Below are 21,640 nucleotides of genomic sequence, written 5' to 3' on the forward strand. Positions count from 1 at the left end.
AGAAAAATGGTGATACATGACAAAGATTAAAATGGCAGCCGCTCTCACAGCTCTCTTATTCGCTCCCACCGCAGCGCTTGCTGAAACTCTTTCACTCGCAGATTCGTTGAATCTCGCCTCCGGCAACTCTCCGCAAGTAAAACGCGCGGAAGCGGCTAAAGATGAGGCAAGTTGGAAAAAAGTTGAAGCATACTCTCAATTTCTTCCTCGAGTCACAGTGGGTGGAACTCATTTGCTCGACAACAAATTTATGGTGGAGCAAATCGATTTCGGTGGTGGACCGACATCGATCGAATTGATTCAACCTTATACCATCTGGTCTGCACGCGCTGAGTGGTTGGTGTTTGATGGGCTCGCGAACTATGACAGGTACAGCTCTATGAGTTATGGAGCCACGGCTGCAGAAAAAGAAGCCGACTGGGCAAAGTTTCAAATCACCGAAGAAACAAAAGCGAAATTCTATAAAGCCCTTGCCGCGGTTGAGTTAGAAAAAGTGGCAAACCAAAACGTAAAAACATTGGAAGATCACTTAGACCGTGCAAAAGCTTTTCGTAAAAGTGGCGCTGGTACAAACTTTGACGTTTTACGTGTTGAAGTTCAGTTGAATGAAGCGCAATCCGAAAAATTGAACTCTGAAGATAACACGATCCTGGCTCGTCAGAATCTTTTGATGAGCCTGGGAGTCGATGACAGGGGCCAATCGCTGACAGGCTTGTTGCCTGTGCCTGATGCGCAGAAAGTTGCAAGCTTGAATAAGCCCGCAAAAATTGACCGTCTGGATTATCAAGCGATGACGGATCGGGAGATTGCAGCTCATAAAGCGTGGCTTGCCGCTTACAAACACTGGGTGCCAAAATTCTCGGTCTTCGGTCAAGCAGACTATTATAACAATATCAGTAAAGGTTTAACGGATCAGGATTTCAATAACGCCTATTCAGTCGGCGTGAACATGACGTGGAATGTGTTCGATGGCTTTGCTTCTTCTGCGCAGGCAGCTCAAGCTGATGCTCGTCAGGTGCAGGCCCGCGAGAGTGTTCGGCAGGCCAAACTGAAAGACACCTATGATTTTGATTTCTGGAAACGTCGCTATCTGTACTCGGCAGCATTGTATAAAGCCAAAACCGTCGACGTACAAAAAGCACAAGAAAGCGTTCGTCTGGCAACAGAGTCCTTCAAAGCAGGAACTCGCACGAGTTCAGAAGTTTTGGATGCGGAGCTGGATTTGTTCAGAGCGCGCGCGGGTCTCGTGAATGCACAGGTGAGTGCAGCAGAAGCAATGATTAGTTTAGAACTGTCCCTCGGGAAGGAACTGTAATTTTATGACGAACATTAAAAATAACAAGAAACACATTATGATCGGTGCCGGAGCTGCGTTGGTGGTTGCGGGTGCGATCTTTGGTTACTATGAGTGGTCCCACGTTTCTACCGACAATGCACAGATTCAGGCTCACACCTTGATGCTCTCTTCGAAAGTTCCTGGCATCGTCGTGGAAGTTTTGGTTCAGGAAAATGATCCGGTGAAAGAAGGCCAGGTTCTGGCTCGCATTGATTCACAAGATTATAAAAACAATGTGAAGCAGGCAGAAGCAGATCTTGATGGTGTGAAGGCAAAACTTCACGATGCCGAAGCAAACTATAAACGTATGGCCGATCTTCTTCGTCAAAACGTGGTGTCCCGTGCGCAGTATGATAATGCTGAAGCTGTATTCCGCGAATTAAGCAAGAAAGTTCAAGCGATCCAAGCGCAAGTATCTACCGCGCAGTTAAACGCGAGCTATACAGAAATCAAAGCTCCCACAGATGGTCGCATTGCGCGCAAATCCGTTGAGCCCGGCATGGTGATTCCTCCAGGACAACCCTTGTTCGGTTTCGTGGAAAGCAGCTCACGCTGGGTGATCGCGAACTTTAAAGAAACTGAAATCACGCACATTGAAAAAGGCAAATTCGTAAAAGTTGAAGTCGACGCTTTACCAGGTCAGGAATTCCACGGTGAAGTGGAGAGCTTAAGCCCAAGCACAGGTGCGGTTTTCTCGTTGCTTCCACCAGACAATGCGACTGGTAACTTTACCAAAGTTGTTCAGCGCGTGCCGGTTAAGATCAAATTGAACGATCTGACAGCAAAAGACATCGAAAAGCTTCAAGCAGGATTATCTGCCAACGTATCCGTAAAGGTTCGTTAATACCGAAAGGGGCCTGCTCCGAAAATTCGGCGGCAGACCTGAGAGGTTTGTATGAATACCAAATCAAGACTGGTCATCGTCGTTGCGGTGATGGCCTCGCTGCTTGAGATCATCGATAGCTCCATCGTCAATGTCGCTTTACCGACCATGATGGGGAATTTGGGTGCCACCTTAGAAGATATCAGTATGGTTATCACGGGTTATGCGATCGCAAATGCGATTATCCTACCTGTGTCTGCCTGGCTGGGAAATCGCGTGGGCCGTCGTAAGTATTTCTTAAGCTGTATTGGACTTTTCACGGCGACATCTGTGGCCTGTGGATTTGCTCCCAATTTATACACATTGATTTTCTTCCGTATCTTGCAAGGTTTGGCGGGGGGAGCATTGCTGCCTACTTCGCAAACCTTGATTTACGAACAATTCCCGAAAGAAAAAGCCGGAACCGCCGGCGCGATCTTTGGTATGTCGGTGATGATCGGACCCACGTTGGGTCCAACATTGGGCGGCTGGCTGACGGACACCTTTGGTTGGAGATCCATCTTTAACGTGAATCTGCCACTGGGCTTGATTGCAATCGCCATCGGTTTGATGGCCATTGAAAATCCACCGTTTGCTACTGGCAATGAAGGGAAAAAACCTTTCGACGTTTGGGGTTTGGTGCTGCTTGTTCTGGGAATTGGCAGTCTGCAGTACATGCTTGAGCGGGGAGAATCAAACGACTGGTTTGATTCTAAGCTCATTATTTTTTGCGGAATCATGACAGCGGTGACTTTGCCAATGTTCGTATGGTGGGAAACTCGAGTGAAGTCCCCAATCATGAATGTTCGACTGTTCTTAAATGGTATCGTCGCAAATGGTGCCGCCTTGCAGGGGATTTTAGGATTCTTCCTCTATGGATTGGTCTTTATCCTGCCGGTGTTTGTGGGTCAGACTTTCCATTACGATGCCACTCAGACGGGGATGCTATTTATACCGGGTTCGATCCTTACAGCCTTAATGATGCCATTCATCGGTAAAATGCTGGGCAAAGGAATTAATCCGAAGTATCTGATCGCCGTTGGATTCCTGGGAGTGATGACTTCGATCTTTATGTTCACCAAACTATCGCCGCTTTCATCTAAAGGTGATGTGTTGATGGGACTTTATGTTCGTGGTCTTGCGATGGCGTTCTTGTTCGTACCGATCAACTCTTCGATCTTATCCCAATTTAACGGGATCACGATGGGTGAAGTTTCAGGTATCCTCAATCTCTTCCGTCAAATCGGCGGCAGTATGGGTATTGCCTTTATCGGTACGATGATGACGAAAGTGGGAAAACAGCATTATGCTGATATGGCTCCGCATGTGTCACTGCTGGATTATAATACTTGGTCTGCTTACAATGCCGCTAAGTCAGGAACACACATGAGTCATTCAATGGGGATGGCGACCCAAGCAGAACTTGCGATTCGTTCGCTTTATGGACGAGTGCAATCACAAGTGTTCATGCTAACGTTCCAGGAAATCATGTTTATCATGATGATGGTGGTGGTGCTTGCGTTCATTCCTTTATACCTTTTGAAATTCAAAAACAAGACCGTCAAAGTTGTGGACGCCCACTAATCGATCTTGCGCGAGTTCACAAATGAATGTGTCTCAATAGTGATCTCATGTAACCACATGGAACTTTTCGAGGTCACTAATTCGCCAATAAAATCAAGAAACCCCGGTAAAAATCCGATTAAAGGAAACACTTTCCGGGGGGATTGATGAACAACCGAACCAAACGACTCTTGTCGACCACGGCTCTATTTGCCGTTCTTAGCGTGGGCTACCAGAATTGTGCTGAAAATGTTAATTTCGGATTGTCTCAAGAAGAGATGGCCAGCCAAACTACGGGGATGGGCGCAAATTCCATTCTATTAAATGGTGGCGCTCAATTTACCACGGACAGTGCTGTGACGGTGACTATCGCCTCTCAGAATGCCACCGATCTATATCTGACAAACGATTCCTCATGTACTTCGGGTGGTTCTTGGGAGCCGATGAAGACATCTAAAATCTGGGCTCTGCAAAGCCAGAATGCTTTAAATAATGTTTACGCCAAATTTAAGAAGTCGACCAAGCTGACTGAATTCTATTCAGACTGTGTGTCGGCTTCTATCGTGCATGACGACCTTGCCCCCGTTGTTGTGTTGACTCAAAAGCCAGCTTCCATGGTGAACTCTTCAGCGGTGACTTTCGGCATGCGTATCAATGATGACCTGAGTGGTTTAGATCGCTTTGAATGTTTGCTTGTGGGTGAAAAAGACTTCACCAGCTGCAGTGACATCAAAACTTATAGCAAAACAACAGAAGGCCAAAACCGCTTTCAAGTTCGTGCGATCGACCGTGCTGGTAATCGCTCAGCAACAGTGGAATATGGTTGGTTGCTAGACACAACGCCGCCCGTTGTTGCAATTACCAATAAACCTGATGCCGTCTCCGCATCCAGCCAAGCGGTGTTTAACTTTACGGCTTCAGACAGCGGTGCGGGCCTGGCGCAAACTCAATGTTCAATTGATGGCGGCAGCTTCGTGACTTGTGCATCACCAGCCATTTATTCAAATCTTCTGGAAGGCACGCACGTATTCTCGGTTCAAGCCGTGGATAAAGTGGGTAACCTCTCCGTTCCTTTAAGTTACACTTGGAAAAGTCAGGGCAGTGCAACCAATGATTTCTCGATCATCGGTATCACGGGTGGTAACGACACGATTAAAGATACTTATCTAGGCAGCATCCCGCAGCCGACAGTTCATTGGACGGCTTCTTCGGGTGCTTCTTATTACCGTGTATCCATCGTTGCTGATGCCGCCGCATCTATGGTGGTATGTCCGGAGGTTCAAGTTTCTGCGACCTCTGTGGCTCTTAACTCTTGTACTTTAAAAGACGGCGAAACTTATTATGCTCGTGTTGCGGCTTATACTGCAGCAGGCGCTATCAAGGTCGCTCCTGTTTATAAATTCATGGTCGATATCTCGGCTCCTGTTATTACTATCAGCGCACCGACGATGTCTGAAGACCAAAAAACAGCCGTGTTCTCTCCATTCTCGATCGTGGATTCGATCTCGGGAATTGATTCTGCAAGCTGTCTTCGTACTTTCGGTGCGACCTCTGAATCCGTAGCAAGCTGTCAGTCTTTAACTAAGATCACGTTCAGCAACCTGGTAACGGGTGATCACGTGATGACGGTGACTGCGAAAGATAAAGCAGGAAACTCATCTTCGAAAGTCGTGAATTTCACAGCTAAGAAAATCGTATGTGATCCGTTCTCAGCGAGTGGCATCGCTTGCCGACAAGGTTGGAAAGGAAATATCTTTTATTTCCCAGGCACGACTTCGGGTTGGACTTCACTGGCTAAATACTTCAGCGAAGGTGTTGATGCAGGTGTGATCCTTTATATGTCTAAAATCTTCGTTCCAGTTCGCACATTCTCGAATGGCTTCCCAACAACTGACGGTGAGCTGGTGAAAAAGAAAGCCGCAGACGGCGGAGCGAACCTGGTTGAATGGTTTGCCTTGCGTCTGGGCACTATCCTGAAGCTGGGTGCATCGGATTCAGCGGGTTACTATCAGTTCGCGTTGATTTCGGATGACGGTTCTAAATTGTATGTGGCTCCGGCTGCAGGTGGAACTTTTGCCACGGTCATTGATAATGATAACGCTCACAGTGCGACGATGAAGTGTTCAACGTCAGCGGTCTATATGGATTCCAAATCCAGAATGCCTGCGAAGCTTGAGTACTTCCAAGGCCCTCGCTATCACATTGCGGTGACCTTGATGTACCGTAAGGTTTCAAGCGCATCTCCGGCTGTTTCAGCACCGTGCGGATCAGTTGATTCAAACTTCTATGGTTCAATTGATAATACGAGCGGTGATTACACAGGGTCTAAGTATCAAAGTGCCCTGGATGATGGCTGGAAACCAATGTCAGCAGATAACTTCTTGCTCGACGAAACGATCGGCAACTAAAGAAAAAGGGAAGCGAAAGCTTCCCTTTTTTATTCTCTGATTTTAAAAACTAAAAAACTATTCAACAGTCATAACGTTCACAGTCAAGCGACCGTGAGCTGCAAGACCTTTTAGCAAACAAGCGCGTGCAGTTTCGAAATCCACGGCTTCTTTGTTTGTACCAAAGCCAATCAACATATTGCCGTTACCCACTTCAGCGCGAACCAAGCAAGTGTCGTCTTTGTAGTTGATCGGTGCGTTTTTACCAAGAGGCATTTCAACAGCCGCTTTCGTGTACTTGATCACGCAATAGAACAGAGGCTGTTGCTTGTCTGTTTTGTCGATCATGTTTTTAACGCAAAGATCGTAAGGAGTTGGGATTTCGCGCTCAACCAAGATCACGTTACCCAATTTGCGATCTGCTGCATTTGCAGAGAACGCCACCAATGTTGCAAGAAGAGCGATAAACAATTTCATGAAGCCTCCCGTGGCTGTTATTTCGCCACACAGGCTTTCACCTTTTATTTAAAGTTTATAGCGTTTTGGCGGTGTGCTATCCGATTTTTCCTGAAGAGCTCCTCTTGTCCAGCTGTAGGCTTGATATCCCACCCAGGCAAAGAGCAATACCGAAGAGATGAGAACGGCATTAGGAAGGTTGACCCGAATGGGGCCCGCAGCATCTGCCATGGTCAGCGTCCCAATCCATAAAACTTGAAAGGTGATCAGTACAGCAAACAATATCCCGCGTTTCATCATTCCCCTCCTGGTCAGAAAACTCAGGCTAAAGGTGTAAAGACAATGTCCGCAAGACAATGGGTTAAAGCTTGTGATTAAACAGGGTCAGGAATCGTCAGGATCATCGCTCGATCCTTTAAAACGACCATCGTGTGCTCGAACTGAGCCGTGCGATGATCAGGGGAGGACGTCACCAAGGTCCACTTGTCACCTTTAACCTCATCAACATAGTGAGCGCCTGTGGAAAGGAACGGCTCAATTGTGATCACGTGGCCTTCCTTAAGACGGCGGTCATCTTTGCTATCAAAGTAACCCGGGATAAATTCCGGAGCCTCGTGAAGGGATTTCCCCACACCGTGACTGCCCAGGTTTTCAATGATGGTGTAACCATATTCATCAGCGATTTGTTCCACACGCTGGCCGATGATATTTAATTTAATGCCCGCTTTAACGCCCGCAATAGCATTTTCCAATGCTTTCTTTGTGGCTTCCAACAGACGTAAATCTTCGGGACGACCTGGGGGCACCGTGAAGGAGCCGCCATTATCAGCGAAAAAACCATTCAATTCAGCGGAAACGTCGATATTGATTAAATCACCAGCTCGGATGATTTTTTTGTCGGAGGGCACGCCGTGGGCCGCTTCGTGATTCAGACTGATGCAAGTGTGTCCTGGGAAATCATAAACCAGAATCGGGCCTGAACGAGCACCATACTTTGCCAGATAAGCGCCACCCAAATCATCCAACTCTTTCGTGGTCATTCCGGGTTCAACTTGTCTGGACATGTATTGAAGACAATTGGCAACGACCTTGCCAATCTTTTTAAGTCCTTCTAATTCTGCTTCAGTCTTTACGATCATGGTAGGGAGGTTATACACTGGTTTTAATGAAAATCTCCACAAGTTCCGTCAGAATTTTACGAAAACCAGGAGCTGCGAATCTTTTACCGGCAATATCGGAAAATGATAATAAAAGCAGTCGGGGAAAAAGCCTGATCCTGGCGGGCAGTCGTGAATACCCAGGTGCGGGTGTTTTGGCCTCCAAGGCAGCCCTGCGAGCGGGGAGTGGCTACGTCATTTTAGCTCAACCCAAAGTGGCAGTGTCTGCTTGGGATCATCCCGATTTTTTATTAAAAGATCTGTCCAAGGATTCTTGGCAGGACATAGAACATCAAGCCATTTTGGTGGGCCCTGGTTTTGGAGTGAATTCATTCACTGCGAAAGTGATTCGTGAACTTATCAAAGCTCAAGCAACCCATGTGATTTTGGATGCTGACGCCCTGACCGTGTGTGCTCAGGAAAAGATTTTTCCGTTGCCGCCATCCTGGATCGTCACTCCACACACAGGGGAACTTTCACGACTGATCGGAAAATCCTCCGAAGAAATAAATCAAGACCGCGTGAGTGCCGTGCGGGAAGCTCAAAGAAAATTAGGCTGTGTGGTTTTGCTGAAAGGTCACCGAACGCTTGTGGCAACAGCCAATGAAATCGCAACCATCGCCACAGGCAATTCGGCTTTGGCTAAATCTGGAACCGGGGATGTGTTGGCGGGGATCATGACCGCTTTACGAGCCCAAAATCTGAAGGCTCCTGAGGCAGCCCTCTTGGCCGCCTATATACATGGAGCCACAGCAAATCTGTGGGTGGCGCGCCGTAAAGATCCGTTGTCGATGATGGCCTCCGACGTGATCGAACTGATTCCTGACGTGCTTTATCAACTGCGCAAAGTTAAGACCGCTTCACCGTAACTTCATGGGAAAATTCGATACGGTTCCGTGCATTGATCGACTTGGCTTTAATATGCATGCCTTCTTTAACCGGAGTGCTTTCTATAATTAAAAAATTATGGTGCCAGGTGAAAACCTCGCGCCGTGGATTTTTATAAAGCCATTTCACCGGAAAATTCAGACTGTGAATTCCACTCGAGGTATATTCATAAGTGCGATATCCCAGATACTTGGGATCGACACTCATGATCTCGCTGAAATGCACGTCCCCGGAGCCAAAAACCACAGGCGCTTTGCATTTACGAAGTTTGGTAAGAACATCGGTAAAGTTTTTTCCGAAATCCTTGAGGAACGATTCCTGTCTAAAGTAATTTCCAAAGAACTGACTGCCGTTAAATACCCAGGCGGGCTTGGAGTTTTGACAAACACTTTCGATAAACTGTTCTTGTTGTTCTTTGCCCCACATCAATCCACCACATTGAGCTTCATCACGGAAGTATCGATCATCCATAAAATAAAACCGCTGACCAAAAGCATTCAGTTGGGAGCCCACTCCCATCGTGTTCTTAAAGCCATCTGTGTCCCGGCTTCCGAAAAACAGGTGAAATATTTTTTTAGTGGCGGATTTTAAGCCAAATGATTTGCAAACATTGTCGCGACCGTAATCATGGTCATCCCACACAGCCAGTGTCGGAATTAAATTGGGCTGGCGAAAATGGCGCAGGCGAAAGCGCGTTTCGCAGTATCTTCTCCAGATATCCGCCTCGCTGGTGGGGCAGCGAAAATCCGCATACACGGCATCGCCAATTAAGAAAATCATATCCGGTTTTTGTGCAAACAAATGATCCCACATCACGCGCGCATGAGTTTTATAAAAGTCACATGCACAGCTGACCAAGGCAAAGCGTGCTTTATTTTTCGCAGAGAGTTTAAGACTTTTAAAAATCCTCTCATCTAGCACCGTTCCGCGATGGGGATCCACAACTTGCAGATAATAGGTTAGATGAGGTTCCAAGCCTGTGATAGCAAGTCGGTCAATTCCCTGATGATAACCGGCTCGCATTTGCCGATCTTGAAGCTTGAAAGCCACGGGGCGGCCTTGCGAGTCGAATACTTTGTATCCGTAAGGGTTGCCGTACTCAGTCAACACAGAGATCTGCGTCGAGTATGAGTTCGTCATGTGCTGACAGATTGGAATTTGTCCGGAAAATCCGGTGGCTGCCTCTGCGACACCTCCCAAAAGGGGTGAATTGAGCGCAGAATAGCCTATAATCGAACTGGCCGATAATTGTAGGAAACCTCGTCGCGAGGTTTTCATTGATGCCTCTTTTGTTTGTCCTATAAGGAGAACAGAAGTGCCCGAATCCGGGCAATAGTCTCCGCTAAAAAGCAGGTACTTTTTCCATAAATATTCTCCTAACAAAAACCCAACTATCTTTTTGCGCCTGGAACCGCTAAAAGCTTCAAAATCACAGGAGATTTCATGCGCAAAGTACTTTTGGCCTCGGCCCTTTTAGGACTGTCGATCAATGCCTTTGGACAAACTTCCAAACTGTCTCTTCCGACTTCATCAACAACTGAAACTGCACCGGCAGGTCAAACTTCAGTTTTGAAACAAGGAACAATCCTTAATAAAAAATTCGAAGAAGACAAAGACATCACTGATGCGCGCATGAAAGCAGATTCAGGGTCCCTTTCTAAGTATTCATTGAAATTCAGCCTCAGCTTCTCCGGTCCTCCAGTGGGCGACCCGGGCAGCCGCTACCAACCAAATCCAGACGGTGGCGTGTGTGCGTGTGACACATCTTTCGGTGGTTCCATCGGAACTCGTTATCGTTTTGACTCTAAATCTGCATTGTCTCTGGGTACGGGCGTGAACATGCTCACTCCTTTCCACAGTGATACTCGTCGTTATGAAACTAAAAATCCTTACATCGGCTACGATCGCACGGCTCGTGTGGGCGACGTGCAAATGCGTAACGGTGTCAGTGCAACTTACGTAACGAACCAGGCATACCGTGATATCGGGGAGTACGCAGGTATTGGTTACGATGCTTCTGTGATTTACAATTTTGGTGCTTCAGGTTTTGCAGCTGGTATTGACGGTTCAGTGAACTATTACTTGTTCGACCGTGGACCAAACTACTCCAATAAAAAAGAACTTAAAACGGGCCGTTACTCTTTGGGCTTGTATCCTCAGGTTAAATACAACTTCACTGATAAATTCAGCATGAACAGCTCTGTCGCTTTGAACTTTAACAATCCCCGCGGCACGGAAGACTATTCCGTTTTGTGGAACAGAACTCTGACTTCTCGTTTGGGTTTGGGCTATGCAGTGACTCGCGATGTGTATTTTGCGCCTTACGTAAGTTTCTTCCCTAAAGATATCCAGGGTGAAAATACGACTTTGAATTTCGCGACGACTTTCTCGATTCTTTAGTCGTTCGTCAGTATCTAAAAATCAGCTCTTCTGAAAAAAAACAAAAACCAGAACGAACGCGTTCTGGTTTTTTAATTTATCTTCCCAATTTTTACTAGGCTGGGAGGATGCTAGCTAGGGTGGCCCGGTCTCCTGGTGTGCAGTCAATTCACGAATCTCCGTTGATAAGATGTGTTCGTGACGTACTACATGCGTTCTAGCCATTCAAGGCTCCTTTCGCTCCCCACTCGTAGTGGGCTGATACCATACTCATCGGCTAGACCTTTGGAGAGTTGAGGGCAATTTTGCAGAATTTTGAAATTTTCCGACGATTCTCAAAATGAGATGCGAGCTTTTAGTCTATTCAGCAGATCTTGTGTGATCATATAAGACAATCCCCACAATGGAATTTCACGGTTCAAAGAAATCGCCGGCAATTCCATACGCAATTGTTCACGCATGAGCTCATAAGAGATGCTACGCTCGGGATTTACCAGGTCTTTTAAAGGCACCCAGAAGAAATCAGCCACCTCGTTATGATCCAATCGCACTTCAAATTCTCTCTCAGTATAAAACACAAAGGGACGAATAAAGAATTCCAGCAGAGTGCCGGCTTTACGAGCTTGAACATCATCCAAGCGACCAATCATTTCTTCAGGAGTTAAAACGATTCCCACTTCCTCTTGTGTCTCACGAAGAGCCGTCGCCAGGGCAGAGGCGTCCCATTCTTCTCTTTTGCCACCCGGGAAAGCAATCTGTCCTGACCAGCGATCCAAAGGATGAATCGCACGCTGGATATATCCAATCTGCAGATCGTCGGCGGGACCCCGCAGAATAAGCGAGACGCACGCATAGTTTTTCAAACTTTGCGACAAATCCAGGGGATTGGTATTAATGAAGAGTTGAGAGAGTTCTTTATGCAAAACAAAATCCTTGTGTCCCGTTCAGGATATCACAAGGATTTTGCAATTACGACTGGTCTTCGATCTGATTAGCGGCAAGCGCGACGAGAGACAGTTTCACTTTGTGAGGTGCTGGAAACAATCTTGCATTCGCTATAGCGGCGGTTGCAGGATCTTAAAGCTTCGCGTTCCGCTTCGTAACGAGTGTCTCCGCGGGATTCAATTGTCATTTTATAGCCGCGGTAATCGATACCTTCAGCTTTCGTGGCATAATAGTTTGCAGAACATGTTTCCGTACAGCTACCATGTTTTTTTAAGCAGGAACGACAGTCCGAGTGACCACCCCAATGTTCTTCCCAACCTTTATCAGTGGCACTACAGGTAACATTCGGGCGTCCCCAATCCCCACGGCCACCACGACCGCGTTCTTGTCCAAACATATCGTCAAAGTGACCTGCAAGAGAAGTTGCCGCCATCAATGTAACAAAGAAGAATCCAAATAGTGATTTCACTTTCCCCTCCGGAAATGGTTTTATTTGCCGAGACATTTCGGCTCCCGAGGAGAAGCTATTTCAAATGTGATGCCAGAATTTTCAGAGTCAAAAAGACACTAAATCAGATAATAAAGAATGCAGAAATACTGACTGATGCTGCCCGCCATGACAAAGAGATGCCAGATACCATGGAAGTGCTTCACTTTTTCATCGAATAAAAAGAAAGCGATCCCACCAGTATACAAAATGCCACCAGTCGTTAACAAAACCATTCCGCGCGGATCTAAATTTTGAGTGAGGGGTTTCATCGCGACAACAATCAACCATCCCATGACGACATAAATAATCATCGAAGGAATACGCGTGCGATGTGCGAGGGTCAGCTCCAAAATAATTCCGATGACCGCCAATGACCAATTGATGCCAAATAACCACCAACCCCAAGGGCCATGCAAAGTGATCAATGTAAAAGGTGTGTAAGTTCCCGCAATCAATAAATAGATCGCCATGTGATCCAGTTTTTGCAGGATCTTTTTCGCTCGGCCCTGGAAGGAGTGATACAGAGTCGAGATCGTATAAAGCAAAACCAACATGCCACCATAAACACTGGTGCTGACGATTTTCAAAAGATCTCCTTGAACACTTGCAAGTGTCACGAGCACAGAGGTTCCTGCGACAGCCATCACGGCGCCAATCAAGTGGCTGATACTGTTAAAGCGTTCACCGCGATAAATAGGAACCTCCGATGGAATCATTCTATCACAAGCACCATGCATTTCGCACTTGTGAAAGCCAAGTAATAAAAGAATAATTACTCAAATACTAGAGTGAGAAGTTTATGAAAAAGACAACATCAGCCAGTGTACGTTTTATTTTTGCCACGATCTTTTTAGATGCATTGGGAATTGGAGTTTTAATTCCAGTTTTCCCAGACGTGATTCGCAGATTTGGACATGATCCCTCGTTCGTAAACCATTACTATGGTTACTTTATCTCTGTGTATGCGCTCATGCAGTTCCTGGCGTCTCCTATACTGGGCTCACTTTCGGATCGCTTTGGTCGTAGACCCGTCCTATTGGTCTCGCTTCTGGGGGCAGGGCTCGACTATTTATTGATGGCATTTGCTCCAACATTAGGAATTTTATTTGCAGGACGGATTATATCAGGACTTACGGGGGCCAGTATGACGGTCGCGAGTTCGTACATGGCAGATATTTCTGACGACTCAAATCGTTCTGCAAATTTTGGGATGATCGGTGCGGCATTAGGGTTGGGCTTTATCGTGGGCCCGGGTCTGGGCGGGATTCTTGGACATTATGGTCATCAGGCTCCGTTCATCGCGGCAGCGGTTTTCAATCTGTTGAATTTTGCCTTTGGATATTTCATCTTGCCTGAATCCTTGGACCAGGCTCATCGACGCAAAATTTCTTTCAGCAAATTAAATCCCTTTAATTCCCTGACCCGTGTTCTTTTTAAACCGGGCATGAGAATTCTAGTTTGGATTTATTTCTTGTTGTACCTGGCAGGTCAGTCTCATCCAAGCATTTGGACGTTGTACACGCAGTACAAATTTAAGTGGTCGACGTTCGAGGTCGGTCTGTCTCTTTCGTTCGTGGGTATTTCCGTGGCCTTTGTTCAAGGTTATCTGACCCGCCTGATTGTTCCGAAGTGGGGAGAGATGAAAGCTCTGAATATCGGAATCTTCTTTGGAGTTTTGGCCTATGCTGGGTACGCTTTCGCAACCCACGGGTGGATGCTGTATGCGGTGCTGGCTTTGACTTGCTTAAATGGTATCACGGGACCTGCATCGATGTCTTTGATCTCGAAAGATACTCCTCCACAAGAGCAAGGGGAGTTGCAGGGTACTTTGATATCCATCGCCAGCCTGACTTCGATCATTGGTCCATTGATTTATACGGACGTGTTTGCACGCTTTACCGGCGAACAAGCAACGGTTCATTTTCCAGGCTCGGCCTACTTTTTAGCCGCGATCTTTAGTTTGGTGTCTTGGATTTTGTTCGGCTTGTATCCGCGTTTTCACAAAGTCAAGAATACGCCGGGCTCAGTGTCACCAAGCCCGATAGTTCATTAAAGAATAGTTTGGAGATATTTTGGTAAATCCAGTTTCGCCTGCGGATGGATTTTTAAAACAGAAGCATGGTCCCCTGGGAACCGGGGATAATGCTTTTCCAAAAGGCGAGAGACATCAGCGGCAGTGACCTTTTGGTGTTCGTGTAAAGCGGAAAGCTCTTCTACGAATCCTGGATACTGCGATGACGTGGAAAGCGCATTCCAGAAATTCATTTCATACAAAGAACCCTTCATCGGTGTGTTCTCGCTAAAAAGGCGTGCGATCTTTTCAGGCAGACGATTTAGCGGAGCCTCACTGTGATCCAGGGCTTGCGTTCCATTCTCCGCAAAGTAAAGCTCCATGCTGAACTGTTCCGGCCAGGAAACGTTATAAAGGTTCTGGAAAAAGTCAGAACAAGAACGCATATCCGTCAAAGCGGCGGGCATAAAATACTCCACCATCTCATCCAGGTTTGCGCCTTTGTGTTTGCAGTTGATGGAAGAACCACCCTGCCAAGGGGAATCCACGCTGATCACGCGAATCTCGGGCAGGTGTTCAGTGTGTCCTGCGCGGGAAAGAGTGTTCAAAGTTTCTCGTGCAATCAATCCTCCCATGCTGTGAGCGATGATGGTGATGCGTGGGACTTTTAATTTCAAAAGACTCAGCGCCAAATCGCCAGCAGATCTTTTTAAGGATCGGTGCAAGTCATCGTAAGCAAAATAGTAAAGCTGATAGTCCGTGAATTTTGGCGTATTCAAAAGCAACTGGGTGAAGTTTTTAATGGACCCCTGACGGCCATGGATAAAGACCAGAGGCTCTGCCTCAACTCCCGCTTCAAAGTTTTGATTAAGGGGTGCCAGAGGCACCAGGCGGCCCTCGTAACGAGGACCAAGCAGTTTTCTTTCGTCTTTGGGAGTGAACGGAATAACTTCTTGAGCCTGTCCCGGAGAAGTTTGGAACAAACTGAGAGAAGAAAGCAGAACTGAAAGTGGCACCGAGAGTGTTTTCATCGATGCTACTTTAAGGTTTTTACGAAAAGGATAGGAGTTAAAAATTTCTAATGAAACTAAAGCTTATTCGATGTCGATCAGTGCGTCGCGAATCTTCTTCGCAATTTTCTCGAAGTCTTCGGCATTTGCACGGACTTTTAGACGAACACCTTTTTCATCATAAGATTCACCCAGAACCTTTAGACGTGCTCTAATATCGCCAATAACCCCTTGAACTTTATATGGAATAAAGATCTCGTCTTCGCGCATGCTGTTTTCAAAAAACTTAACCAGGCGCAAACGCAAATTTTCCACATCCTCAGCATTGCGAGTAGACAAGAAAATCGCTTCAGGAAATTCGGCTGCCAAACTAGACGTCTGTTCTTCTGTTAAGCAATCGCGCTTATTAAGAATGAGCAAGCTTGGGATTTCACCCGCACCGACCTCAGCTAAGGTTGTGCGCGTCACTTCCAATTGAGAACGGAAAGAAGGATCTGCAGCATCGACCATATACAAAAGCAACGAAGCATTTAATGCTTCATCCAATGTGGATTTAAACGAAGCCACCAAATCATGCGGAAGCTTTTTAATAAAACCAACTGTATCGGAGAGTAAAATTTTAGGACGAGTTTCAGGTTGAACAACCCGAACTGTGGTATCCAAAGTCGCAAACAATTTATCGGCAACATAAACTTCACTGCCAGTCATTGCGCGCATCAAAGAGGATTTCCCGGCATTCGTATAACCCACGAGCGCCACGCAAGCTTCTTGAGAACGTTGTGAACGACGAGTCAGGTGTTCCTGACCAATGGAGCCCAATTCTTGTTTCAATTCTTTGATACGATCGCGAATCTTACGACGATCCAGTTCAATCGCGGATTCACCGACACCTTTACCGCCACCACCCATGCGATCGTCGTCGCCCGCAGAAACGCCGCGAACACGAGGAGCCACATAAGTCAGGCGAGCAATTTCAACTTGCAGGCGTGCCGCACGTGTGCGCGCATGTCGGCTGAAAATTTCAATAATCACACCGGTGCGGTCCATGACCTTAGCACCTGTGGCGCTTTCAAGATTGCGTAATTGAAGCGGGGAAAGATCGCAGTCAAAAATCACCCATTGAGCTTGGTCCTGGGGATTTTCTTGTTCAACGAAGTCTTCAGGGCCTTGTTCCTCTTCGAAAGTTTCTTCGGGCAGATCAAAGATATCATCTGCATCGTCTTCTTTTTCGAATTTCAATGCAGCTTTGTGTTTTTTCTTAATGAACGTTGGCGCAACTTTACCTGTGCCGCCAGTCCATTTTGCAAGCTCCATCAGCTTGCCATCGCCCAAAACATTCGCACTTTTTGTAGAAGTACGACGCTGGTGCAATTTTCCGATCACTTCAAAGCCCAGGGTGTTCACCAGGCGCGAAAGTTCCGTTAAAGAAGCTTGGACTTCCTGTTCCGTTGTTCTACCGATCTGAAGACCGACAAGAACAGCTTTAGGAATGGCTTGTTCAGTTTCATGAAGACTCATTTTTTATGTCCTCCGCCGTGATGTCCTCCACCTTTAGCAGGGTGAGAGCCACCTTTGTGTGCATGAGGTTTGTGACCACCAGGTTTGTGACCGCCACCAGCAGGCTTGTTGCCGCCATGTTTTGGAGCGCCTTGCTTGGGAGCTCCGCTTGCGTTACCGCCTTTAGCTTCAAACGTAGGTGGTTTTTTGCGTGGATTCAAACGGCGACGTTTTTTAAAACCATTGCGTGTCGGTTTCAAATTTTCCATCGCTTCGATCATCGCCTTGGCTTTGCCTTTAGAAAGGATTTTGCTGCCGGCAACTTCTTCGGAATGATACGGTTGCTCTGTGATCACCGGGATAGACTTACCAATCAGACGTTCAATGTCTTTCAAGTAAGCTCTTTCTTCCGCATCACAGAATGCGATAGCCACACCCTGGCTGCCAGCGCGAGCGGTACGGCCAATTCTGTGAACGTAGCTTTCAGATTCATTCGGAAGTTCATAGTTAATAACGTGGGAAATTTCGTCGATATCAATACCGCGTGCAGCGATATCTGTCGCAACTAACACGCGGATCTTGCCTTCACGCAAGTTTTCCAAAGCTCTTTGACGGGCGTTTTGAGATTTATTTCCGTGGATGGCTTCCGAGGCGATGTGATTTTTCGTCAAACCTTCGGCGACACGATTGGCACCGTGTTTTGTGCGAGTGAAAACAATCACTTTATCAAAAGATTTATCTTGTAGCAGATGACGTAGCAGATCTTTCTTTTTGCTCTTATCAACGAACATTACAGATTGTTCGATCATCTCGGCTGTTGAAGAAACCGGAGCCACTTCAACTTTCGCAGGATTTACCAACAAAGAATCCGCAAGTTTTTGGATTTCTTTAGGCATCGTCGCAGAGAAGAACAAGTTCTGACGTTTTGCTGGCAGATAGTTCAAAACTTTACGGATATCAGGCAAGAAACCCATGTCCAGCATGCGGTCGGCTTCATCTAAAACGAAAATTTCCAGGCGACCCAATTGCAGATGTTTTTGCTGAATCAAATCAAGCAGGCGTCCCGGAGTCGCAATCAAAACATCTACGCCAGCTTTCAAAGCCGCTACTTGAGGAGTTTGTCCCACGCCACCAAAGATCACAGCGGTGCGGATTTTTAAATGCTTACCGTAAGTTTGAAAGCTTTCATGAATTTGGATAGCAAGTTCACGAGTGGGAGCCAACACCAGAACGCGGGCCTGTTTGGATTCCGCACGATGCCACTGGCTTGCGAGGTGATTCAAAATCGGAAGAGCGAAAGCGGCAGTCTTACCCGTACCTGTTTGCGCGCAGCCCAAAAGGTCGCGACCTTCCAACAAATGAGGAATAGCTTGCTGTTGAATCGGAGTCGGCACCGTGTAGCCAGATTCAGCGACAGCACGTTGGATAGGTTCGATCAGGGGAAGAGCGGAGAATGTTTGAGAAGTCATAGGGACAAATAGCTACAGGGTCCTTGTCCAAACCGCAAGGTCAAAAGGCTTATCCTAGCAAATATACAGGGATTTCTAGAATTTCCAGTCTTCAACAAGCAGGGCTGATTGTATTTGGTTCTGACGGGTCAAACCACACACCGTTTTAAGCTTATAGTGGAAAGAATACCCCTCCGAAGAGTCGATCTCAGTCACTTTGTGGAAAGGGAAGTCGAAATTAAAGCTGCTAAAACGAACCACATCCCGCATTTTGTGAGCCATTCCCACGAAAGCCATATAGAACAAGTTATCTCGCTCCCACAGCTCAAACCACGTGCGGCTGGTTAATTGCTCCAAAGTGAAAGAACAACGTTCATAGCAGGCAAGACTGCGGAAAATCTGCAAATTGTCGCGGTTATAGATCTGAATAAAGCGTTCGTTGCGTAAAATACCGGAAAGTTCAGAGCTGGGCGCCTGACCGATACGGAAAAGGAACTGCAAAACGAATCTTTCCGGGCTTGAGTGCTCAGATGCAAGCTCGGCGCGCAGGGCTCCAACATAAGCATGTAAAGCTGTTGCCACTTGCTGACGAGTTTCGGGAAGAAGATTGTGAAAAAGAGGCAGCGAAGAGTCCGTGTAAGGCCTTACGGAGTACCCAATAGTCGCCAAAAGCTCGGAAAGTTCTTCCAAGTCTCTTTGGTAGCTCGATATATAGGCTTCAGGTCTTAATACAAATTCCATTACGCCTTTTTAACTACTAAACAAGCTCTTAGATTGTCCAATTGCAATTTTGAAATGATCCGGGGAACACCCCTCAGCCTCGATTTTTGGATTCAAGTTTCGAGAGCGATTCGGAATTTTACTCAGCGAAGAACAGTCTCGAGTGCTTCCTTCGCGGATGACGTCAGTTGGAAAAAGCGCGCATACTCTGAGCGCAAAAGCCCTGTAGTAGTTGCATGCTTTACGAAGCTTTGCAGATGTCCATAGAAATCCATGACATTTACCAGAGCAATGGGTTTTTGATGATAGCCAATTTGCGACCAAGTTAAAACTTCGAATAACTCCTCCAATGTACCGAAACCACCCGGCAGAGCGATGAATGCATCAGACAGGACTGCCATGGTGGCTTTACGTTCATGCATGTCATTGACGATACGCAAATCGGTAAGGCCGGCGTGAGCGTGTTCTTGCTCGACTAATTTTTGTGGAATGATACCGATGACCTGGCCACCTTTTTCTAGAACGGCATCAGCAATCGTGCCCATCAATCCCACTTTTCCACCGCCATAGACCAGTTCGATTTTGTGCTCTGCCAAAAGATGTCCCAGCTCTCGTGCGACCTTTGCGTATTCGGGATGATTGCCTGGATTAGCGCCGCAATAGACACAGATTCTTTTGATTTTCATGACGGATCCTTTCGCTGACTCCTCCATGCTTTCCAACAAAGGGAGCACTTGTCAATAGAGAGTCCCGGAGCGTGATCTTATCATTAAAAACGAATCACAAGGAGAGCACATGGCAACAACACAAACGGCTGCACAAAAAGCCGCGCAAAAAAGATTAACGAAGGCAGAGTTCAAACTTTATACACAAAGCTCCTCGGACCTTAAGACCATTCCTCGCGAAAGAATTCGCAAAGCGCGGGCTCGTACAGTGGAATTGGTAAAAAGACATCGCAAAAATGCCCGAGCTAAAATGGACGATAAAGTGGCATCCCGCGAAGTGAATTTCCGTTTGCGCAGTATGGAAAAAGTGTTGGAGCGTTTTGACCGTGTGCTCAATAAAGAACGTATCGAGAAGCGCAAAGCTAAGGCAGTGCGGGGCAAGAAAAGTTTGACTGAACAACCTAAGATGCATTTGAAGAGAGCCGAGGAACCACGTGAAAGCTTTCTGCGCAGAACAAAACAAAAAATGTACAACAAGCAAAGCATGCAATTGGATGACCGTTTCGACAATGCTCCGCAAATGGTGGGAAAACGCATTGCGGGTTACTCCAGTGCGCGCTCGCGTAAAGGGCAAGTGGCCCGCGACCGCCGCAACTCCGGTGAAGAGTAATTTTAAATGAAAAAATCGATTAAAAAATCCCTGGCAGTGATGCTGGGGATTTTTCCTTCTGTAAGCTTGGCAATGGGCACTGATTTGGAATTCAGTGGGCGTTGCGGTTCTTCTCAGCATTTTGCTTCGATATCTTTTGTCGGTGATGTGCTTATTCATAAATTGCTCTATGTAAATGTGGCTCAGGAGTCGAAAGATTTTTCGCAGATCTGGCGTGGTATTAACCCGCTCTTCGCGAAAGCAAATTTCTCCGTCGCAAATCTGGAAGGTCCCACGGCAATGGGTATTGATACGGAAGGTCGCGACTGGGGTGATGTCGGTTTTATCTATGATGATCGGATTTATTCCGGAACCAATATGAGATTCAACTATCATCCCCGTATTTTAAGTGATCTGAAAAAAAGCGGCGTGGATCTTTTGACCATGGCGAATAATCATATTTTGGATCGGGGTTCTATTGGTATCGATAAATCGGTAAACGCAGCACGGGAAGTTGGAATGCATACAGTGGGTGTTCGTCACTCCCAGGAACGCAACGATCCTTTTTATCGCCTGGTGACTGTACAGGGAATCAATATCGCTTTTGTCGGTTGCACTGAAATGACCAACGGACGACCCGATAATAAATCCCAGGTTTTAAATTGCTTTAGCTCCGGATTTATTCCCGCGGTGAAAGAACTTTCGGAACGTTCTGACGTGGATGCCGTGATCATCTATCCACATTGGGGAGATGAATATAAGCAATCACCCAACTCACGACAGGTCACTGCAGCCCGCAACTGGCTTGATGCCGGGGCGACAGTGGTTGTGGGTTCGCACCCTCACGTATTGCAACCTTGGGATAAATATGTAACCAAAGATGGTCGGGAAACCTTCATCGTTTATTCCTTAGGGAATTTTGTCGCGGCTCAAAAAGATGTCGAAAGAAAAGCCTCGGCGGTAATGTACGTGGGTTTAACGAAACCTGCTCAGGGCAAGGCAGTTATAACGGGTGTGGCTTACACTCCGACAGTGCGCAGTGGATATAAGATTTATCCCGTGGGATCGAATGGTGATAAGTCCGTGCTTCAATATTTAAGACATCACTATGGAGCCAGCGGAATATTAAATCCCGAAGATTCTTTACCATTAAAGCTCTGCAGATCGTTGCATTAGT

At 46.7% G+C, this 21,640-nt stretch carries 21 protein-coding genes; 9 read left to right on the forward strand and 12 right to left on the reverse strand.

What is annotated here, in order from left to right; all coding sequences use genetic code 11:
* Nucleotides 1–16 precede the first annotated feature (16 nt).
* The 4 genes from ACLSU7_RS14885 to ACLSU7_RS14900 all read left to right on the forward strand — a co-directional run bounded on the left by ACLSU7_RS14885 (nucleotide 17) and on the right by ACLSU7_RS14900 (nucleotide 6,169).
* Entirely contained in the window at nucleotides 17–1,315 is a 1,299-nt protein-coding gene (locus ACLSU7_RS14885; protein WP_413292703.1) for a TolC family protein, read from the forward strand.
* Between the two features lie 4 nt (nucleotides 1,316–1,319).
* On the forward strand, nucleotides 1,320–2,180 hold the full coding sequence (locus ACLSU7_RS14890) for an HlyD family secretion protein (protein ID WP_413292704.1): 861 nt from the start codon (nucleotides 1,320–1,322) through the stop codon (nucleotides 2,178–2,180).
* Between the two features lie 51 nt (nucleotides 2,181–2,231).
* On the forward strand, nucleotides 2,232–3,782 hold the full coding sequence (locus tag ACLSU7_RS14895; protein WP_413292705.1) for a DHA2 family efflux MFS transporter permease subunit: 1,551 nt from the start codon (nucleotides 2,232–2,234) through the stop codon (nucleotides 3,780–3,782).
* A gap of 146 nt (nucleotides 3,783–3,928) precedes the next feature.
* Nucleotides 3,929–6,169, forward strand: a complete 2,241-nt coding sequence (locus ACLSU7_RS14900; RefSeq protein ID WP_413292706.1) for an OmpL47-type beta-barrel domain-containing protein — start codon at nucleotides 3,929–3,931, stop codon at nucleotides 6,167–6,169.
* 57 nt (nucleotides 6,170–6,226) lie between these two features.
* On the opposite strand, the gene ACLSU7_RS14905 is transcribed toward ACLSU7_RS14900, so the two are convergent.
* From ACLSU7_RS14905 to map, 3 genes are all read right to left on the reverse strand, one after another.
* On the reverse strand, nucleotides 6,227–6,625 hold the full coding sequence (locus ACLSU7_RS14905) for a hypothetical protein (protein ID WP_413292707.1): 399 nt from the start codon (nucleotides 6,623–6,625) through the stop codon (nucleotides 6,227–6,229).
* 48 nt (nucleotides 6,626–6,673) lie between these two features.
* Complete coding sequence (locus ACLSU7_RS14910; protein ID WP_413292708.1) at nucleotides 6,674–6,901, reverse strand: hypothetical protein; 228 nt, start codon at nucleotides 6,899–6,901, stop codon at nucleotides 6,674–6,676.
* 77 nt (nucleotides 6,902–6,978) lie between these two features.
* A complete protein-coding gene (gene map / locus ACLSU7_RS14915; protein WP_413292709.1) occupies nucleotides 6,979–7,743 on the reverse strand; it encodes a type I methionyl aminopeptidase in 765 nt (254 codons plus the stop codon).
* 26 nt (nucleotides 7,744–7,769) lie between these two features.
* On the opposite strand from map, the gene ACLSU7_RS14920 reads away from it, so the two are divergent.
* Nucleotides 7,770–8,630 carry an NAD(P)H-hydrate dehydratase gene (locus ACLSU7_RS14920; RefSeq protein ID WP_413292710.1) on the forward strand — a complete coding sequence of 287 codons (861 nt, stop codon included), beginning with the start codon at nucleotides 7,770–7,772 and terminating at the stop codon, nucleotides 8,628–8,630.
* On the opposite strand, the gene ACLSU7_RS14925 is transcribed toward ACLSU7_RS14920, so the two are convergent.
* Entirely contained in the window at nucleotides 8,611–9,789 is a 1,179-nt protein-coding gene (locus ACLSU7_RS14925) for a phosphodiesterase (RefSeq protein ID WP_413292711.1), read from the reverse strand. The genes ACLSU7_RS14920 and ACLSU7_RS14925 overlap by 20 nt on opposite strands.
* A gap of 303 nt (nucleotides 9,790–10,092) precedes the next feature.
* Here ACLSU7_RS14925 and ACLSU7_RS14930 point away from each other — a divergent pair, with 303 nt between their 5' ends.
* Nucleotides 10,093–11,049 (forward strand): hypothetical protein, encoded by a 957-nt coding sequence (locus ACLSU7_RS14930; RefSeq protein WP_413292712.1) that lies wholly within the window; start codon nucleotides 10,093–10,095, stop codon nucleotides 11,047–11,049.
* Between the two features lie 314 nt (nucleotides 11,050–11,363).
* Here the strand turns inward: ACLSU7_RS14930 and ACLSU7_RS14935 are convergent, their stop codons facing one another.
* The 3 genes from ACLSU7_RS14935 to trhA form a co-directional block, all read right to left on the reverse strand.
* On the reverse strand, nucleotides 11,364–11,951 hold the full coding sequence (locus ACLSU7_RS14935; RefSeq protein WP_413292713.1) for an NUDIX hydrolase: 588 nt from the start codon (nucleotides 11,949–11,951) through the stop codon (nucleotides 11,364–11,366).
* A gap of 68 nt (nucleotides 11,952–12,019) precedes the next feature.
* The gene (locus tag ACLSU7_RS14940) at nucleotides 12,020–12,442 is read right to left on the reverse strand and encodes a hypothetical protein (RefSeq protein WP_413292714.1); all 423 of its coding nucleotides are present in this window, start codon (nucleotides 12,440–12,442) and stop codon (nucleotides 12,020–12,022) included.
* A 98-nt stretch (nucleotides 12,443–12,540) separates the two neighbouring features.
* A complete protein-coding gene (gene trhA / locus ACLSU7_RS14945) occupies nucleotides 12,541–13,158 on the reverse strand; it encodes a PAQR family membrane homeostasis protein TrhA (protein ID WP_413295427.1) in 618 nt (205 codons plus the stop codon).
* Nucleotides 13,159–13,262: 104 nt separating this feature from the next.
* Here trhA and ACLSU7_RS14950 point away from each other — a divergent pair, with 104 nt between their 5' ends.
* Nucleotides 13,263–14,516 (forward strand): TCR/Tet family MFS transporter, encoded by a 1,254-nt coding sequence (locus tag ACLSU7_RS14950; protein WP_413292715.1) that lies wholly within the window; start codon nucleotides 13,263–13,265, stop codon nucleotides 14,514–14,516.
* On the opposite strand, the gene ACLSU7_RS14955 is transcribed toward ACLSU7_RS14950, so the two are convergent.
* The 5 genes from ACLSU7_RS14955 to ACLSU7_RS14975 form a co-directional block, all read right to left on the reverse strand.
* On the reverse strand, nucleotides 14,513–15,505 hold the full coding sequence (locus ACLSU7_RS14955; protein ID WP_413292716.1) for a lipase family alpha/beta hydrolase: 993 nt from the start codon (nucleotides 15,503–15,505) through the stop codon (nucleotides 14,513–14,515). The genes ACLSU7_RS14950 and ACLSU7_RS14955 overlap by 4 nt on opposite strands.
* A 63-nt stretch (nucleotides 15,506–15,568) precedes the next feature.
* Nucleotides 15,569–17,002 carry a GTPase HflX gene (gene hflX, locus ACLSU7_RS14960; protein ID WP_413292717.1) on the reverse strand — a complete coding sequence of 478 codons (1,434 nt, stop codon included), beginning with the start codon at nucleotides 17,000–17,002 and terminating at the stop codon, nucleotides 15,569–15,571.
* Complete coding sequence (locus ACLSU7_RS14965) at nucleotides 16,999–18,450, reverse strand: DEAD/DEAH box helicase (protein WP_413292718.1); 1,452 nt, start codon at nucleotides 18,448–18,450, stop codon at nucleotides 16,999–17,001. Before ACLSU7_RS14965 ends, hflX begins: the two co-directional genes overlap by 4 nt.
* 75 nt (nucleotides 18,451–18,525) lie before the next feature.
* The gene (locus tag ACLSU7_RS14970) at nucleotides 18,526–19,170 is read right to left on the reverse strand and encodes a hypothetical protein (RefSeq protein WP_413292719.1); all 645 of its coding nucleotides are present in this window, start codon (nucleotides 19,168–19,170) and stop codon (nucleotides 18,526–18,528) included.
* A gap of 122 nt (nucleotides 19,171–19,292) precedes the next feature.
* Complete coding sequence (locus ACLSU7_RS14975) at nucleotides 19,293–19,835, reverse strand: TIGR00730 family Rossman fold protein (RefSeq protein ID WP_413292720.1); 543 nt, start codon at nucleotides 19,833–19,835, stop codon at nucleotides 19,293–19,295.
* A 109-nt stretch (nucleotides 19,836–19,944) separates the two neighbouring features.
* Between ACLSU7_RS14975 and ACLSU7_RS14980 the strand changes: the two genes are divergently transcribed.
* Together ACLSU7_RS14980 and ACLSU7_RS14985 are read left to right on the forward strand one after the other, a co-directional pair.
* On the forward strand, nucleotides 19,945–20,484 hold the full coding sequence (locus ACLSU7_RS14980) for a hypothetical protein (RefSeq protein WP_413292721.1): 540 nt from the start codon (nucleotides 19,945–19,947) through the stop codon (nucleotides 20,482–20,484).
* A gap of 6 nt (nucleotides 20,485–20,490) precedes the next feature.
* Nucleotides 20,491–21,639, forward strand: a complete 1,149-nt coding sequence (locus ACLSU7_RS14985; RefSeq protein WP_413292722.1) for a CapA family protein — start codon at nucleotides 20,491–20,493, stop codon at nucleotides 21,637–21,639.
* Nucleotide 21,640 lies beyond the last annotated feature (1 nt).

The organism is Bdellovibrio sp. HCB185ZH (assembly GCF_047302455.1).
In the GTDB taxonomy this organism is placed as follows: Bacteria; Bdellovibrionota; Bdellovibrionia; order Bdellovibrionales; family Bdellovibrionaceae; genus Bdellovibrio.